Genomic DNA, 17,701 nt, shown 5'->3' with positions numbered 1-17,701 from the left:
GCTTGCGCGCCGCGCTCCCACCTTCCTACGCTGGCATTAACCAGATCAGGTACAAGGGTCTGCATCGTCGTAACGGGATGCACTCTCAGCCGGCCTGTCTCCAGCTCCCCTGGGGCAATATGAAATTGTCGAAGCCTTCTTCGTCTCCTTTATTATAACGAAGCGACCAAGGATGTCTACCGTTTCACGGGAGATTGGCTCATATTCGACGGCTTGAGTCCGGCATCCGGATTGGACCTCCCTGCGCTCGATATTGTATTTTTGGGATTCGAATGGTAAGGTTGTCTTAAAAAAACCGACTCAAACAGTTGGAATTCCATTCGACGGAGGGATCGCATTGTCCAGAATCGCGAAAAACATAACAGACCTTATCGGAAACACGCCGTTATTGGAACTGGCGAACTTCACGAAGAACCATTCGTCCCACGCTGCGCTTATCGCCAAATTGGAGTTTTTCAATCCGGCCGGAAGCGTCAAAGACCGGATTGGATTCGCCATGCTGAGGGATGCGGAACAACGGGGGATCATTAACCGGGATTCCGTCATCATCGAGCCGACTAGCGGCAACACGGGCGTAGGTCTGGCCCTTGCCGCAGCGGCTTTAGGCTACAAATTAATCATTACCCTTCCGGAAAGCTTCAGCGTCGAGCGTCGAAAGCTGCTTCTGGCGCTCGGAGCGGAGCTGGTTCTAACCCCCGCTCCCGAAGGCATGGCGGGCGCGATCCGAAAAGCCGAGGAAATCGCCGTAGCCCTTCCCAACTCCTTCGTTCCGCAGCAATTCAACAACCCCGCCAACCCGGACGTTCACAAGGAGACGACCGCCGAAGAAATTTGGAGAGACACGGACGGGGAAGTCGATATATTCGTCGGTGGCGTCGGATCGGGGGGCACGATTTCCGGAGTCGGCGAACGGCTGAAGGAAAAAAAGCCGTCCGTTCGAATCGTAGCCGTCGAGCCCTTCGATTCTCCGGTTCTATCCGGCGGAAACAAGGGAGTTCATAAAATTCAAGGAATCGGCGCCGGCTTCGTGCCGGGCAACTTCAATAGAGCCGTCGTCGACGAAATCGTTCAAGTGAAGAACGACGATGCCTTCGAAACATCCCGGCAGCTCGCGCGGACAGAAGGCTTGCTCGTCGGCATTTCGTCCGGCGCCGCGGCGTATGCCGCCCTTCAAATCGCCAAGCGCCCCGAGAACAAAGGCAAAAAAATCGTCGTGCTGCTCCCGGACACCGGGGAACGTTACTTATCGACGGCGCTTTATCCGGAATCGTAATCTCTACAGCTCGCAGAAGCCTATCCGCAGCTGGAGTTAAAGAAAACGCTGCAAGCGCTCTAAACGGTGGATTTGCGATCGTCTTTTTGAGGATTTCCTTGGATAAGTTCGCCGATTTCCACAATGTACCTCGCAAGACGAACGTTAATCTCGGCCCGCATCACCTCGCGGACGATTCCGAGACGATCCTCGTAGCCCCGGCAAATAAAGCGGTGGTACACGATCAGGTCGACCTGCTCGTCGCTCATGATCCGAATGTTCCGCCGGCTCAGCTCGCGCCGCAAATCGAGCGAATCCTTGCTGAGCCGGTTTAGAATGACCTGTGCGGTCGCCGAATAAAGCCTTTTTAGAGTATTGGGAGAGCGCCCGATATCGTCGATGCTCTTCTGCACTATCGTCATCATGTGGGGAAGCAGGACATAGTCCCTGATCATCGTAAGCTCGTCGGGGGTCGGCTGACCGGTTTTTTTGATCGTCTTCCTGTCGTCGTATTGCTCTTGGTGCTCGGTCAGGAGCATCTTCGATTTCCAGCGTTCGTTGCCTTCGAGTTTGCTCATTATTTGTAGTGGCCTCCGATCTGTTCCGCCCTCTCCCTTGCGACTCCCGCCTGTAGCAAGGAAGAGGCCCTCATGATAGCATCGCTCCCGTAACGGTCCTTGATCCCGTCCGACGCCCGTTCCAATCGGTAAGCCGATGGACGGTCGTCGAACAGAGTGAGCTGAAGGACTCCGTCGTCGGATAGCTGGGTCAGCGACACGTGCAAGCTGCTCAGCGGCAGCCCCTGCCAATGCCCGACGAAAATCTTGTGCGCCGCGGCAGCGATCTCATGAGTAAGCGAGCTCGGCTGCGGCAGCGTCATTTGGCGGCTGAACCATCGCGACCGCTCGCCGTCCGTTTCGCCCGCCCCCACCGACACGACTCCCCCCATATAGCCGTGTCTCCTGCTGCGGCGGCACACCTCCACAACCAATTCCAGCAGCACAACCTCGATATCCTCAAGCTTTCGATACAAGCTGCTTCGCAGCGTCTTTCCGTGGCTTATCGACTTCAGATTGCCCCGGATACTCGCCACGACCGGACTCGGATCGATCCCCCGCGCAGTCTGCCAGTAATATTCCGCCTGAATGTCGCTCTGCTTGCGCATCTCCCGGCGCATTCGCCGCTTAAAATCGCCGAGCTCTAGACGCGCGATGTCTCCGATCGAATGAAGACCCATCCGTACAAAATGACGCGTCATTCGGGAGCCCACCATGAACATCTGATGAACGGGCAATTCCCACAGGTCGGATTCCAGCTTGTCGCTGGACAGCTCAAATATGCCATCCGGTAGCTTCTTCGCGAAGTTGTCCGTCGCCATCTTGGCGAGAATTTTCGTCGGGCCGATGCCTATGCGCGAACGTACGCCCGTCGATAGCAGCACCTGATGTTGGAGGCGGTACGCCATTTCTTTGGCCGAACCGCAGCACGCCATGGAGCCGGTCACGTCCAGAAACTGCTCATCGATACTGTAAGGCTCGACTTGATCCGTAACCGATTCGTAAATTTCCGTCATGAACAGAGAGACGGCGATATACGTCTGCATTCTCGGGCGAATGACGACGAGATCGGGGCATTTGGCAAGCGCCTGGCCCACCCTCTCGGCAGTCGTAACCCCCTTCGATTTCGCGATCGGGCACGCCGCAAGAATGAGGCCCGATTTTCTCTCCGGGTCCCCGACCGCTACCGGCTTGTCGCCCAGCTCCGGACGGCTCGCCTTCTCGATCGAAGCATAGAACGACTGACCGTCGATCAGGAAGATCGTTCGCTCAGGAGACATCGCGCGTCACCGGCCGCGCATCTAGAATTCGATCGACGACGAGCGTTCGGAACGCCCTTTTGTTCCAATCCAGCACCCGCGCCTTGCCGTCCCGTATCGAAAAGACGGATACCAGCCGCTTCGTGAATGCGCCCTTGCTATCTTGGTAAATGATCTCTGCGGTTCTCCCGACGAGCTTTTCCATGTTAACCGACATATGCGTCGCCTCCGGAATGGAACGTTTGTTCTTATTTTAATACGAACAATTGTTCCCTTTCAAGAGAAAAAATATTCCACTTGTCCATAAATCATCAATCACCCTCAAATAGACGAAAGTACGGCGATCGGAGTAGTTTTGCGCGGGCAGCTCGTGGCATAATGAGATCAACAGGAAAAAAGAACCGGAGGAACGAGCTTATGTGCGGAAGATATACGGTAACGGTGACGCTGGAGGAGCTGATGGCTCTCTATTTGGCCGAAGGAACGGCGCTTCCTTTCAACCTTCCGCGATTTAACTTCGCGCCGACGCAACTCGTCCCCGCCATCGTGAACGACGGAACCCGCAACCGGATCGGGCAATTAAAATGGGGTCTCGTTCCGTCGTGGGCCGAAGACGAGAAGGTCGGCATTCGAATGATCAACGCGCGTGCCGAATCGCTTGACGAACGCCCCGCTTTCCGGACAGCTTACCGACGCAAGCGCTGCCTCATTCCCGCCGACGGGTTCTATGAGTGGAAGACGATCAGCGGAGGCAAGCAGCCTTACCGCATCAAGCTGCGCAACGGCGAGCTGTTCGGCATGGCCGGCCTGTACGAGACGTGGACGAGCCCGGACGGGCGCAAGGTTCATACGTGTACCGTCATCACGACAACGCCTAACCGGCTCATGGAAGACATCCACCACCGGATGCCGGTCATCCTCCGCCGCGAGGACGAAGCGCTGTGGCTGGACCGCAGCATTCAAGACCCGTCGCGGCTGCAGCCGCTGCTCGCGCCGTATCCGGCAGAAGAAATGGAAGCCTACCCGGTAAGCAAACGCGTCGGCAACGTCGGCAATGACGATCCTGATCTGGTGGCTCGGGCATAATACCGGCAAGCGGGGAAAATCGAATCGGACTGCGCATCCCTCCAAGCCAGCTTTCTGCATGTCACGTCCAGCTTGAACTACGTCTCCCGCCGAACTTATCGCAAAAAAAGCCCGCCATTGCGAAATCCGCAATGACGGGCTTTCCTGTATTCTCCGGCAAAGTCAGCGAAACATCGACCAAAGCTTAAGCAGCGACAGCATGTTTTTCGGATCGATTTTTTGCGCGATGATGAAGCTGACGATTTGCCCTTCCTGCACGTCCGACAAAGGCTCGTTCAGAATGCGGGCCGCCGATTTCACCAGCCTGTGCACCTTCGCGCGGTCCTGCAAATCGTATTTCGACACGCCGTCGAGCAGCGCTTTGACGCGTTCCTTGATCGAGTCGTTTTTCATTTTCGCTTTGACCCGCTGGACGAGCTCCGGCCGGATTCCGAACTTTTGCCAACTCACAATCGCCACACCCTTTCACCGTACCCATCGGTACATCCTATGCCGAAAGGGGGCGAAAGATGATTGGGGCGAGCGTTAAGCGGTCTTCGCTTCCCGCCCTTTTCTCGAACGGATGTATTCGAAAATGTGCAGCAGCACCGGAATAACGACCACTCCTACAATGAGCCACAAATAAGGCACGTCGCGCCCGGAAGTATCTTCAATGTAGCCTTCGCCCGTAATGCTGATTTCCCCGGAGCCGTTCACGATCTCGACGAATCGGTCGCCGCCGTCCTTCTTCCAATCGTCCGTGCTGACGATAATGCCCACCTTGTGGAATTTCCCCGGCAGCTCGATTTCGGCCACTTTGCCGAACTCGTCCGTTCCGGTAAACGGAAGCCTTACGCCGTTCTCGCTATCGCCCCACACCCATAGACTCCAATCTATCGGGTCTCCTTCTTTTTGCTTGTAGTGAACGGTCACCTTCGTCGTCCCAGTCTCCGTCGTCTTCGCGGATACCGGCAGCACCCCTATGAAGCAGCACAGAACCCATAACATAACGCCGATTCGAAAACCCGATTTTATCTTGCTCATGCCGTTTCTCTCCTTCATTCCGCTCATGTCTCCCCTCTTCAACCTCGCCGTCAGCGCGTTCGCCATTACCGTCTTTTTCATACGGCTTCCTCCCGTCTCTTGTTCATTTCCTCGTGCACGCGCCGCAATACTTCCGCTTGTTTCGCATACATCTCGGTCAATTGCTGAGCGACAGAGCTGCGGAACGCGCTGAATTCCGGATTGCCGGGCTGCGCGTAGAGTTCCTTGTTCGCTTCCGTCCGTTCATGCCAGCCGCCCAACACAGCGACCGCATTCTCCACCTCTTGCAGCAGCGCGGACAAGGAGTCCATCGCGACCAGCTTCGAAAGATCCTGCAAAAAGTCTCTAAGGAAAATGTTCTTATACTTCCAATTGTTGAAAAGCACAAGCGAGAAAAGAACCGCTGCCTCGCCGTCCCCGCACTCCGAGAAAGTACGGACGGCTTCCTTGACGCCCTCAAGACCCAAAAATCCTTTCAAACCGCCGATCGGTTCTTCGCCCGGCCGAATACCCGTGCAAATTTCGATGTAGCGCTCCAACATCTCCAGGCCCATTTGTTCGACTGGCATTGGCACGAATCCATCCAGTCTAATATCGATCACGGCGTTGCCCGCGTTCTTGAACTTGATCTCGTCGTCGTTCTGCAGGAACGAAAGTCCTTTTACGCCTGCGAACGAACGCTTCAAATCCAGCTCCGGTATCGTTCCGAAGAAGTTGAACGACGTATCGTACACGACGTAGCCCCTGTCCGAGTGATCGACCATCACGAACATGTGGGCATGCTGCGAATCTCCGCCCCGTCCGTCGTCCAGCGCTTCCCGATTTTTCAGCATTTCCGCGAACTTCTCTTCGCCAATCAAGTAATCCTGACAGTAATTCAAGTAGTAGGTCGTCCCCATCATGACGATCAGCTTGTTCTCCCGCAGCCGCTCTTCGCACCACTCTATGCCTTCCTCCATCGTATCGAAGGAAATGAACGATGAAGTAACCGCGAACCGGTCTCCAAGCCGGAACCCGCCCGTATAGCTGACATCACAGTACTGAAGACGGCTATCGAGTTGGCCATCGTCATGGAACCCGTAAGAGATTATGCCGAACCCGTCGCCGAAAGGAAGAAAGCTTCTCGGCAGGCTATACGCGTGCTCGTAGGTCAACTTGGCGTAGACCGCCCCCAGGTAGCAAGGGTAATAGTACGGAATCTTTACGTCAGGCTCCATGAATCCCGTATTGTATCTGCGGCTGATCGCCGGACTCGCAGCGGCGGCGACCTGGTCGGCGGCAAGCTCGACGTTCGTCCCAGTTTCCGCCACCTCCTCGCCCCCGCCGTGCTCCGCTATCGCCCGAAGCGTGCGGTAGTGCAGCATGTCGCGCAGCGACAGCTTAATTCGCGCTTCGTTCGCTTTGGCGACAACCTGCACGGCTTGCAGAGAATCTCCGCCCAAATCGAAGAAATCGTCCTCCGCGCCGACCTCTCCGATATCCAGCACTTCCCGCCAGATTGCGGCTAACCGTTGCTCCTGAGCAGTCGACAGAGCCGCGACAGGGCCGTCCGAGGCAACGGCGGCCGCTTCTTGCGGAGACGGAAGCTTCTTGCGGTCGATCTTTCCGTTCGAAGTGACGGGCATCGCCTCCAGGCGGACGAAATGGGAAGGAACCATATACGCCGGAAGAGATGCGACGGCATGCTTCTTCAATTCGTCAGAAGGCAGGTCGCGATCGGCCGTAAAATAAGCGCACAGCGATTTATGCCCGTTCCGGTCCGTCCGGTCGACGACGAGAGCCTCCTTCACCGACGCGTGCTTCAGCAGCTGCGCCTCCACTTCTCCGAGCTCGATCCGGAAGCCGCGAATTTTGACTTGATTGTCGGCTCTGCCCAGGAAGATCATCGTTCCGTCCGGAAGCCATTTGGCCAAATCGCCGGTCCGGTACATTCGGGCGTTCTCGTCGCTGACGAACGGGTCCGCAACGAATCGTTCCGCAGTCAGCGCAGCATCCGTATAGCCGGCCGCCAAACATTCGCCGCCGATGTAAAGCTCTCCCGGAACATACGTCGGACAAGGCTCGTTCCTGGAATCCAGAATGTAGTAGCGCGCGTTCTGAATCGGCTTGCCGTACGGAATGCTGACCCATTCGGGATCAAGCTCCTCGACCGGATAGAAATTGGACCATACCGTCGCTTCGGTCGCGCCGCCTAGACTCGTGACCCGCACTCCTTCGAAGTGCTCCTTCATGTCGGCCGGAAGCGTAAGCGGAATCCAATCTCCGCTTAACATGACGAGACGAAGTCCGTTCGAACGGCCGGGGCAGCCGACGGAGCCGAGTTCATCCGCAAGTAAGGCACCAGCTGCTGCAGAGCCGCAGGCGCGGAATCCCAGATAGTGACCGGCTCGCTCCGCAATATAGCCAGCAGTCGTTCCGGATCCTTCGCCTCGTCGTCCGAAGCGATTCGAATCGTCCCTCCTGCCGCAAGCGTTCCGAAAATATCGTAGACGGACAAGTCAAAGCATAGAGGGGTCAAGAACAGCAGCACGTCGCCGGGACCGACGCCATGATGGCGGTTCACCCATTCGATGACGTTAATAACCGGCTTGTGGCGCACGACGACGCCCTTCGGCGTACCGGTCGAGCCGGACGTGAAAATAACGTAAGCTTCGTTATCCGGCACAGCTCCCGAGACGAGCTCCTTCGCGGACTGCCGATCGACGTGGTAAGCCGTCCAAATGGTTTTTCGTTTGGCGTGCGCTCTCTCCGGCGCGACCGCGCTCTCACCGACCCGCTCGGCCTTCTTGACGACAACGTCATAACGGTAGCCGAGCTCGTTGCGGAACCCTTCCGTCCGGTGCAGCACGCCGACTTCGCCGATTTGCCCGTAGTCGGCCTGCAAGTCATAGAAGAAGTCCTCGTCGCAATAAAGCTCGTAATCCGGCACCGACCGCGTGCGGCTCTCCGTTCCATGAAGCTTTTTATAAGCTTCCAGACTTTCCCGGAACTCGTCCTTTTTACGCAAATCCATTATATCGGCCAGCAGCAAAGTGCCGCCCGGTTTCAAGCAGCGGAGCGCGAGCTCCACAATATTTTCCAAATAGGCGTAACCAGGAAAAAACTGCGCCGTACTCGCTAGCACGATCAGATCGTAGCTCGCCTCCGCCTGCCCCTCCAGGTCATGGGCGAAGCCGCTGATCCATTCCGTGCCTTGAAGCCCCAGCTCTTCGGCTGTCGCCCGGTTGCGCTCAAGCATCTTCTCCGACGGATCGAGTCCGACGTACTTGGACACGAGAGGCGCAAGCTCGAAGGAAATGAGTCCGGAGCCGCAGCCGATCTCAAGCACGCTCGAATCCGGACCGATCGCGGCTCTAGCGAGCGAGACGACGCGGTCGCGGTATTCGGCCACTTCCGCTTCGCCGAACGGCTGTCCGTCGTAGCTGCTAATGAAGCCGCCGGCCGTTACCCAATCGAACGACTCCTCCGTAATCCGGTCCCAAAGCGCGCGAACCCGCTGCTCCTGCACCTGCTCCGGACCGGGCCGCTCCGTCGGAACGTCCAGGTACACGACGTCCGCGAGGTTTGGCAGCTTGCGAGTCAGCTCCTGGAACGGCCGCATGACCGACGCTTTGGTCACGATGCACCGGATCGGCAGCGAAGTCAGAATCGTCTCGATCCTCGTTCTCGGGTAGCCCGGGTCGAGCGGCACATAAGCTCCCCCGGCTTTCAGAATCGCCAGCACGGCCGTTATCATTTCGACGGAACGATCCGTCAGAACGGCGACGTAGCTGCCCGGTCCGATCCCGGTTTGCCGCAGCAAGGCAGCGAGCTTGTTCGCCTTATCGTTCATCTCCCGATAAGTCGCCGTGGAGCCGCCGGAAATAACGGCGGCATGGTCCGGATTCTCGGCGGCCTGCCGCTCGAACAATTCATGAATCGTACAGTCGCCGCTGTAAGGCGCCTTCGTGTCGTTGAACGAGTGTACGATGCGGCTCCATTCTTCCTCCGTCGTCAACCGAACCTCGGAAATCGCGCGATCCGGATGATCCAGCAACTGCTCCGTCGCGTACAAATAGCCTTCGGCATACGACCGAATCGCTTCTTCATGGAAGATGTCGCCGTTGTAACGAACCGCCACGGTCAGCTCGCCTTCCCGCTTGCCAATAACGAACGCCGCCTCGTGCGAACCGTCGGCCAGCGCCCCGATATGCTCCGCCAGATGGAGATCCTCCATGGCGAACGCAATCGCGCTCCACATTCCTTTGCCGCCGGGATAGCCTAGCTCCTCCTCGATTTGCCGCAACGGAAAAAGCTGGTGCCTATAGCACTCGGATAAAGTCATCTTCACCTGGGACAGCGTGTCCCTGAACGATTGCTCCGGACTCAGCCGATCGCGAACGACCAGCCTTCGGTTCGAAGCCTCGCTCTCCGGCACGGTCAGCGAGTACACCGGCACGGTAACGGGAATATCCTCTTGACCGGTCAGGCGGGAAATCCATGCCTTGCCTGCGGCCAACAGCACCGCGAACATGCTCAAGTCGTTCTGCTTCGCAATGCGCGTAAGGCGGCTGGCGAGAAGCTCCGGAACGTTCAACCGGAATTCCGCGCGGGTATACGCGGAAGACTGCGGTTTTTGCCCCGGCAGAGCGACACGCGGCAGCTCGCCGGACAGATGATTCGACCAGTAGAGCTTCGCCGTTTCCCGGCCGTCCGCCGTCATCAATCGGTTTTCTATCACAACGAATCCTCCTTCATTCCGCTCGTGCGGATCGAATTATAGTTCGAATTCCATCTCCAGATCCTGCTCCAGCCGGGCGAGACGCGAGGCCATGGCCCGTTGTTCTTCGTCGCCGAGAAGCTCGATTTCTCCCAATTCAATCTGCGGCTCCTCCACGATGCGGTCCAGAATCGTCGTCAAGTCGTCCACCATTTTTGCGATCGTCTCCTGCTTGAACAAAGCGGGCCGATATTCCAAAGTAAGCCGGAGCCCGTCCTCCCCTTCCTCCGCCCATAGCGTCAAGTCGAACTTGGCCGGGTGGAAACGGATATTGATCGGCTCGATGGCAAGCCCTTCCGCTTCGATGCGAGGCATGTCCATGTTCTGCAAGGCGAAGGAGGCGTCGAACAGCGGATTCCGGTTGAAATCCCGCTGCGCGTTCAGCTTCCGGACGAGCTCGTCGAACGGATAATCCTGATTTTCCAGCGCTTGCAGCGCCGTATCTTTGACGTCGTTCAAATAATCGGCGAACGATAGGCCGGCTTTCGGCCTGGTGCGCATCGGCAGCATGTTGATGAACATCCCGATCAGCCCTTGCAGGTCGGCGTGCCGCCGTCCGGCCACCGGTGTGCCGACCACGATGTCCTCATCGCCGGAATAGCGGGACAAAAGAGTCGAGTAAGCCGCTAGAAGCACCATGTACAACGTCGAGTCGGCAGAAGCGGCGAGCTCTCGCAGCCCGTTCGTCTTCTCCGCCGGGATCGTCCGCACGACGGCGTCCCCGTCATCGAACAGCGGCTCCGACGGACGCGGGTAGTCCGTTCGAATTCCGAGGGACGGCACCGGAACGGAAAATTGGGACAGCCAGTGCCGCTCCTGCTCCTCCATTCCTCCCGCTTCGAGCCGCCCGGATTGCCAGCAAGCGAAATCCTTGTATTGCAGCGGCAGCGGATCAAGCCGCTCGCCCGCGTACAATTGAAGCAAATCGCGGATAAAGACGGAAGTCGAAATCCCGTCCGATATGAGATGATGCATGTCCAAAAGCAACGTGTGACGCGTATCCGAATACCGAATGACGCGAACCCGCAGCAGCGGAGCGACGCCCGGATCGAACGGCCGCACGAACTGCTTGACGGCCTTTTCGGTTGCGTCGACGCCGATCTCGCCAAGCGGCTCGCTCGCGATCTCGAACGATACGTCCGCAGAGGAATGAACGAATTGTACGGGCGCTCCGTCCTCCAGCCCGAACGAGGTCCGCAGCGTTTCGTGACGGCTCGTCAGCGCCTGGAAAGCGCGCTTCAGACGGTCGGTATCAAGCTCCCCTTCCAGCAGCAGCGCGGCCGGCAAGTTGTACGCGACGGATTCGGGATCGAACCGGCTGAGCACGTACAGCCGTTTTTGCGCCGGCGACAACGGGTAATAAGGCTTCTGAGCCGCGGGAACGATCGCCTCGAACGAGCCCTTGCCCCCGTTTTCTTCGATCCGCTTCGCCATTTCGCGCAAAGTCGGCGCTTCCATAACGTCGCGCAGCGATAGCTGCGCATGGAACGTTCGATGGATTTCCGAGATGAGCAGCGCCGCGCGCAAGGAATGGCCTCCCGCTTCGAAGAAATGCGCGTCCGCGCCTATGGAGCTTATGCCCAACACTTCGCTCCACAGTCTCGCAAGCTTCTTCTCCGTTTCCGAAGCGTTCTCGTCCAGCGTACCGCCGCCGGAGCCGGAAGAACCGGGAGCCGGAAGAGCCGCAAGATCGACCTTGCCGTTGACCGTGAGCGGCAGCTTGTCCAGCGGGATCATGTATTGCGGAATCATGTAGCCGGGCAGCCTCAAGGCGAGCCAGTCTTTGATTTCCTGCGGACGAATCGGACTGGAAGCGACGTAATAAGCGCATAATCCGACATCGCCCTCCGCCAAGCTTTTCGCCGCTGCCGCCGCCTCGCTTATGTCCGGATGAGAGAGAAGCTCGGTTTCGATTTCGCCGATCTCGATGCGGAAGCCGCGAATTTTGACCTGATGGTCGATGCGACCCCTATAGTCGATGTTGCCGTCCGGCAGCCATCTGGCGTAATCGCCCGATCGATACATCGTCTCGCCCGGCTTGTACGGGTTCGGGACGAATTTCTCGGCGGTAAGGCTGTCGCGCCCCCAATAGCCTAGCGCTACGCCGACCCCTCCGATGAACAGCTCGCCCATGACGCCGATCGGCTGAAGCTGTCCGTCACAGCCGACGATATATGCGTCCGCATTCAAAATCGGCTTGCCGATCGGAACCGATCGCGGAGACGACGCGGCCGAACCATCCGGCTCATCTTCGCCGAAAGCCTCGTCCGCCTTCCAAATCGTGGCGCAGATGGTCGACTCGGTCGGACCGTAGGCGTTGACGTACTCTACGCGTCCCTTCCATCTCCGCACCAGCTCGGGGCTCGTTGCCGATCCGGCCGTTATTAGCAGCCTGAGCGTTTGAACGCCCGACGGATCGAGATGCGCCGCGAACGTAGGCGGGAGCGTCGCGATCGTAATGCCGTTCCCGTTCAAATAGTCCGTAAATCTATCGTAGCTCTCCAGCACTTCCCGCGCAGGCAGGTGCAGCTCCGCTCCGGTAAAGAGCGCCATGAACAGCTCCCACACGGAAGCATCGAACGAAGCGCTGGCAAATTGCAGGATTCGGTCGTTTTCCCGAACGTTCAGCTCGCGCTTGAAAAACGATTGCAGGTTGACCATTCCCCGGTGGCCGACCATGACGCCTTTCGGCTTCCCTGTCGAGCCCGACGTATAGATCATATAAGCAAGGTCGTCCGCAAGCGCAGCCTGCCCCGTTGTTTGACTGAATGCTTCGTCGCCCTCAGCCTCTTCCTCCGGCGGGATCGCGTCGACGATGACCGTATTTCCGGCAAAAGGCAACCGTCCGGCAAAAAGAGCGCTGGTCAACAAAACCTCCGTCCCGCTGTCCTCCAGCATATGGCGGAGGCGCGGTTCGGGATAACCGGGATCCAGAGGCAAATAAGCGCCCCCGGCTTTCAGCACGGCGAGGATGGACGTCACCATCAAAACGGACTTCTCCAGCATAATGCCGACGACCCGCCCGTTGCCGACTCCTCTTCGCCGCAGCCGATCGGCAAGCGTATTCGCTTTTTCGTTCAGCTCGCCGTAAGTCAGTCTTTCCGTTCCGCTCACGACCGCAGTCCGGGAAGGAGAAGCCGCAGCCTGCTCCTCGAACAACCGGGACATCGAGACGTTCGCGGGCAAATCCCATTTGTTTCCGCTGAATTCGGCCAGCATTCGCTCCCGCTCCGGGGCGCGGACAAGCTCCAACGACCGAAGGCTCGCGCCCGGATCGGCCGCCGCTTGCTCCAGCACATATTCGCAGACGTCCAGCAGCGTATGAACGCTCCGCTCGGTGAACAAAGAGACGTCGTAAGCGATACGGCCTTCCAGCCGCCCCTCTGCGCGAGTAAACGAAACCGAAATTTCGTTGTCCCCGGAATTTCTTAGAGACTCCAATGCCCGCGAATCGTGAATGTTGGTCAGCTCGCAGGCCATTTTGCCGTAAGAACGGTCTTCGAGTCCCTGTTTCTCCAGCGCTTTCCGAACCGGATAATATTGATACCGATAGGCCGAGGTGACCGTGCGGTTTACCGCCGTCAGCAGCTCCTTCACGGTCATATCGCCATCAAGGCGGCACCGGATCGGAAGATAGCGATTCGTCGCCAATCGAGCGTCTCCGTCGCCTGAGCCAAAGCCGGCATACTCCGGGGATGCGACCGTCATGTCCGACTCGCCGCCGTATTTGCGAACCACGGTTGCGAGTCCGGCAAGCAGAACGACATACAGGAGCGTATCCTGTCCCCTCGCGAGTTCCAGCAGCTTCGCAGACAACGGCTCCGGCCAAGCAAACGACAGGCTCCCGAAGCTTCTATCGACTCCTCCTTCCGCGCGATCCGGTTGGATCGAAGCCGGCTTGGGATCGTCCGACAAATGAGCGAGCCAATAGTCCCTCGCTTCCGCAATCTCTTCGCGGTCATCGTCCAGCTCGTACAAGATCGGGTTACCGACCTCCATCATTCCGCCTCCTCCTAAAATTCAAAATCCGCAAAAACCGTTTCCTTGCCCGCGCGAATGTTCTCCTCGATTCGGCTGCGCTCGGATTGTTCGAGCAAATCCGCATCCCGCAGCGCGAAATCTTCTTCCCCGGCCGCAAGCTCCAGCATCCGAAGGAAGCGCTCCGAAAAATCAACCATCGTGTCGTGCCGGAACAAAGCCGTCCGATATTCGAGCGAGAACGTCAGCTCGGGTCCGTTCGCCCAAGACTGCAGCGTCAAGTCGAGCTTCGAAATGCCAAAATCGTACGAGTACGGACGCAGCTTTGCCTCTCCGAAATCAAGCTCGGGAAGCGCCGTATTCTGATGAACGAACATCGTATCGAACAATGGATTGTCCTGCCCTGGCCGAACGGCGTCGCCCAGTTCCGCAGCCAATCTCTCAAAAGGATATTCCTGATGTTCAAACGCTTCTCTCGCGTTCTCCTTCACCTCGGCCAAAAATCGTCGGAACGACTTTTCCTTGGACGGATAATTGCGAAGCGCCAGCGTATTGACGAACATGCCGATAAGCGGCTCCAGTTCGGCGCGGGTACGTCCCGCGACCGCGCTTCCTACCACAATGTCCTCCTGCCCCGAGTATTTCGACAAAAGGACGTTATAGGCAGCAAGCAGCACCATGAACAGCGTCGTCCCGGTGGAGGCTGCCAGCTCTTCCAGTCTGCGGCTTAACGATTGGTCGGCTCGGAAGAACACCGTCTTCCCTTCGTAAGCCGAAGCGCCTGCTTCTCCCGTCCGATCGCGATCCGTCGGAAGCCGCAGCTTCGGCGCGGGCACAGCGAATTGCCGTTTCCAATACCGTTCATGTTCCAGGAAAGACTCGGACCCGAACCGTTTTTCCTGCCACGCCGCATAGTCTTTGTACTGGATCGGCAGCGGCGGCAATTCCACGCCTCCGTAAATCCTTGCGAAATCGCCGGCCAGCTTGCCGACCGAGAAGCCGTCCGAAACGATATGATGCATATCGAACAGAAGCAGATGCTTCCGGGCATCCGTGCGGAGAAGTCCGATCCGCAGCAACGGAAGCCGATCGAGCTGAAACGGTCGAATGAACGCCCGGACGGCTCCGTCGATTCCTTCCGGCCCGGCTTCCAGAAACTCGACGGATGGCTCGGCGGCCGGATGAACGCGCTGCACGATTTCTCCGTCTTCCCAGCCGAAAGTCGTTCGCAGCGATTCGTGGCGGTCGATAATCGTTTGCAGCGCTTGGACGAGCCGTTCCTTGTCCACCGCGCCTTCGATTTCCATCAACGCCGGCATGTTGTAGCCTGTGTTGTCGCCATGAAGCTCGCTGAGGATGAACAGCCGCTTCTGAGCGGAAGATACCGGATACCGGTCGCTTGGCGCGCATGGCGTGATCTTGTCCGAATCGTTCCGCGCCGCATCGCGAATCGCTTCTGCCAGAGAAGCGACGGTCGGCGATCGGAACACCTCGCTGAGGGAAAGCTCGATCCCGAACTCCTGCTGCAAATTCGCGATCAATTGGACAGCCGACAACGAATGGCCTCCGAGAGCGAAGAAATCGTCGTTCGGCCCCGGACGCACCCCGAGCACGCGAGCCCATGCTTCCGCCACCGCTTCTTCGATATCGACTTCAAGCTCCTCTCCGGCGTCGGCAGCAGCAGCTTTGGCGGCGGTCATACCGCCGCTTGCCGTCGCCGCTCCCGCTGCTTGTGCGGCGGAGCGCTTCCGCGAGGGATCTCCATCAACCCAGCATCGCACCTTGTCGAACATATAAGTCGGCAAATTCAGCTTGCAGCGACGCTGCCCGGCATACAGCCTTTCCCAAGGAATGTCCGCTCCTTGAACATACAGGGCGCTCAATCTTTCCAGATCGGCCTTGTCGTGACTATGGCCGCTTCGCCCGATGTCGTCTTCACCGCAAATTCGGTCGATAAGCTCGCGCGCCGCATTCTCCGCCGAAAGCTTATCCGCTGCCGAAAGCTGTCCGTATCCGCTTTCCCCTATCGGCTTAACCGCAGCGCTTCCTTCGGCAGCTGGGCTATGGCTGTACAAAAATCCGGTCTCGCCGAATTTTTCGGGCGGCAAATTCCGGGCTGCGCGTAAGAGAGCGGCCAGCTCGTCCCCATCGCGTACGACGGCGGCGATCCGGTAATCGTAATGGCTTCTTCCCGTGCTTGCCGTGTAGCAGAGATCGGCGATATTCAGCCCGGAACCGCCTCGTTCCTCGAACCAATCCGCATATTTGCGAACGCTTCGAGCGAGCGATTCCCCGCTTCTCGCGGATAAAGCGAATACTCCGCCTTCCTCGTAAAAATCGGTCCCCTCTTGCTCCTCATACGTGGGAGCTTCCTCCAGAACGATATGGCAGTTCGTTCCGCTAAGCCCGAAAGCGCTCACCCCGCACCTGCGAGGGGAAGTCCCCGTCTCCCAAGCCTTCAGCTTGTCGTTCACATAGACGGGCGACTCGATAAAATCGATATGGCGGTTGGGCCGTTCGAAATGCAAGCTTGGCGGAAGCTCCTTATGCTTGAGCGCCAGAACCGCCTTCAAAAGCCCGACGATGCCCGCCGCGTTATCCAGATGCCCGAGATTCGTCTTGACCGAGCCGATGGCGCAAAATTGCCGCTCATCCGTAAATCGGCGGAACGCCCGGCTAATGCCTTCTATTTCGATCGGATCTCCCAATTTTGTCCCGGTTCCGTGCGCTTCGATGTAGGAGACGGTCGAAGGATCGATATCCGCGTCCAGCCAAGCCTGCACGATCGCTTCTTCCTGGGCGGCGGCGTTCGGGGCGGTAATGCCCGCCGAGCTGCCGTCCTGGTTGATTGCCGAGCCTTTAATAACGGCGTATACCGAATCTCCGTCGGCGAGCGCCTTGGCCAGCGGCTTCAGCAGAACGGCCGCCGAGCCTTCTCCCATACCGGTGCCGTCCGCTCCGTCGCCGAACGTTCTCGCCCGCCCGTCCGACGATTCGATGCCGACTCTCATGCCGGTATCGATCGGAAGCGTCAACGTCTTCACGCTACCGGCAAGCGCCATGTCGCAATCTCCGGAGCGTATAGCTTGGCAAGCAAGATGAACGGCTACCAGAGACGACGAGCAAGCGGTATCCACCGACAGCGCCGGGCCTTTCAAATCGAGCAAATAAGAAATCCGGCTCGCGATAACGGAAGTTAAATTGCCGGGAATCGCAATCGGAACGCCGGAAGGGTCTTCCTCCGCGATCAGCCTCTTATAATCGTGAATCGCGTCCGCGCAATATCCGATATAGACGCCGGTTTTCGTTCCCGCCAGCTTGCCTCCGCCGTACCCGGCATCCTCGATCGTCTTCCATGCCGTCTGCAGAAAGAGACGCTGGCTAGGGCTGGTCAGACTAGCGTCCCGAGGGGACATCCGGAAAAAGCCGGGATCGAACTTGTCGATTTCCTCCAAATAAGCGCCGTCGAAATAAGCGACCGTCTCCGGGTCGAGCCCAAGGCGGCGAATGTACGCTTCAACGTCTTGCCGCCTCCGCTTCGGAAACGAAGCGACGGCATCTTTTCCATCGCGCAAGATGCGCCAATAATGGTCCGCGTCCTCCGCCAGCGGAAGCTCGGCGGAAATACCGACGATTGCGATATCGTGCATGGATACTTCGCGCGCAGCAAAGTCATTTATCGCGATATCGTCGGCAAGCGCTCCTTCTTCCGTGTCCTCATCCGCAAAGTCGAACCGAAAGCCGGTTACGTCCAACATGGTTTTCCCCTCCTGCTTCTGGAATCCGA

Annotated in this window: 11 protein-coding genes and 1 riboswitch; of the genes, 2 read left to right on the top strand and 9 right to left on the bottom strand. The window is 58.2% G+C overall.

Annotated elements, in window-relative coordinates:
* Nucleotides 1–5: 5 nt before the first annotated feature.
* Nucleotides 6–121: riboswitch (TPP riboswitch) on the bottom strand.
* A 216-nt stretch (nt 122–337) separates the two neighbouring features.
* Nucleotides 338–1,273, top strand: a complete 936-nt coding sequence (cysK, locus tag D3H35_RS07485) for a cysteine synthase A (RefSeq protein WP_119148457.1) — start codon at nt 338–340, stop codon at nt 1,271–1,273.
* A gap of 59 nt (nt 1,274–1,332) precedes the next feature.
* On the opposite strand, the gene D3H35_RS07480 is transcribed toward cysK, so the two are convergent.
* From D3H35_RS07480 to D3H35_RS07470, 3 genes are read right to left on the bottom strand one after another with little or no spacing between them, the layout of a single operon-like run.
* A complete protein-coding gene (locus D3H35_RS07480; RefSeq protein WP_119148456.1) occupies nt 1,333–1,830 on the bottom strand; it encodes a hypothetical protein in 498 nt (165 codons plus the stop codon).
* Nucleotides 1,830–3,089, bottom strand: coding sequence for a DNA polymerase IV (locus tag D3H35_RS07475; RefSeq protein WP_119148455.1), 1,260 nt, complete (start codon nt 3,087–3,089; stop codon nt 1,830–1,832). Before D3H35_RS07475 ends, D3H35_RS07480 begins: the two co-directional genes overlap by 1 nt.
* Nucleotides 3,079–3,285 (bottom strand): hypothetical protein, encoded by a 207-nt coding sequence (locus D3H35_RS07470; protein ID WP_119148454.1) that lies wholly within the window; start codon nt 3,283–3,285, stop codon nt 3,079–3,081. Before D3H35_RS07470 ends, D3H35_RS07475 begins: the two co-directional genes overlap by 11 nt.
* Nucleotides 3,286–3,485: 200 nt before the next feature.
* Here D3H35_RS07470 and D3H35_RS07465 point away from each other — a divergent pair, with 200 nt between their 5' ends.
* The gene (locus tag D3H35_RS07465) at nt 3,486–4,154 is read left to right on the top strand and encodes an SOS response-associated peptidase (protein WP_119148453.1); all 669 of its coding nucleotides are present in this window, start codon (nt 3,486–3,488) and stop codon (nt 4,152–4,154) included.
* 162 nt (nt 4,155–4,316) lie between these two features.
* On the opposite strand, the gene D3H35_RS07460 is transcribed toward D3H35_RS07465, so the two are convergent.
* The 6 genes from D3H35_RS07460 to D3H35_RS07435 form a co-directional block, all read right to left on the bottom strand.
* Complete coding sequence (locus tag D3H35_RS07460; protein ID WP_119148452.1) at nt 4,317–4,604, bottom strand: stage VI sporulation protein F; 288 nt, start codon at nt 4,602–4,604, stop codon at nt 4,317–4,319.
* Between the two features lie 75 nt (nt 4,605–4,679).
* Nucleotides 4,680–5,258: a pullulanase-associated domain-containing protein gene (locus D3H35_RS07455; protein WP_119148451.1), complete on the bottom strand. Its 579-nt coding sequence runs from the start codon at nt 5,256–5,258 to the stop codon at nt 4,680–4,682.
* Nucleotides 5,255–7,450 carry a non-ribosomal peptide synthetase gene (locus D3H35_RS07450; RefSeq protein ID WP_119148450.1) on the bottom strand — a complete coding sequence of 732 codons (2,196 nt, stop codon included), beginning with the start codon at nt 7,448–7,450 and terminating at the stop codon, nt 5,255–5,257. Before D3H35_RS07450 ends, D3H35_RS07455 begins: the two co-directional genes overlap by 4 nt.
* Nucleotides 7,444–9,897, bottom strand: a complete 2,454-nt coding sequence (locus tag D3H35_RS07445) for a class I SAM-dependent methyltransferase (protein WP_119148449.1) — start codon at nt 9,895–9,897, stop codon at nt 7,444–7,446. The genes D3H35_RS07450 and D3H35_RS07445 overlap by 7 nt, the downstream gene beginning before the upstream one ends.
* 36 nt (nt 9,898–9,933) lie before the next feature.
* The gene (locus D3H35_RS07440) at nt 9,934–13,938 is read right to left on the bottom strand and encodes a non-ribosomal peptide synthetase (RefSeq protein ID WP_119148448.1); all 4,005 of its coding nucleotides are present in this window, start codon (nt 13,936–13,938) and stop codon (nt 9,934–9,936) included.
* A gap of 11 nt (nt 13,939–13,949) precedes the next feature.
* Nucleotides 13,950–17,672: a condensation domain-containing protein gene (locus D3H35_RS07435; RefSeq protein ID WP_119148447.1), complete on the bottom strand. Its 3,723-nt coding sequence runs from the start codon at nt 17,670–17,672 to the stop codon at nt 13,950–13,952.
* Nucleotides 17,673–17,701 lie beyond the last annotated feature (29 nt).

The organism is Cohnella faecalis, assembly GCF_003570905.1.
In the GTDB taxonomy this organism is placed as follows: Bacteria; Bacillota; Bacilli; order Paenibacillales; family Paenibacillaceae; genus Cohnella; species Cohnella faecalis.
This window is presented reverse-complemented; position numbering and strand designations above follow the sequence as displayed.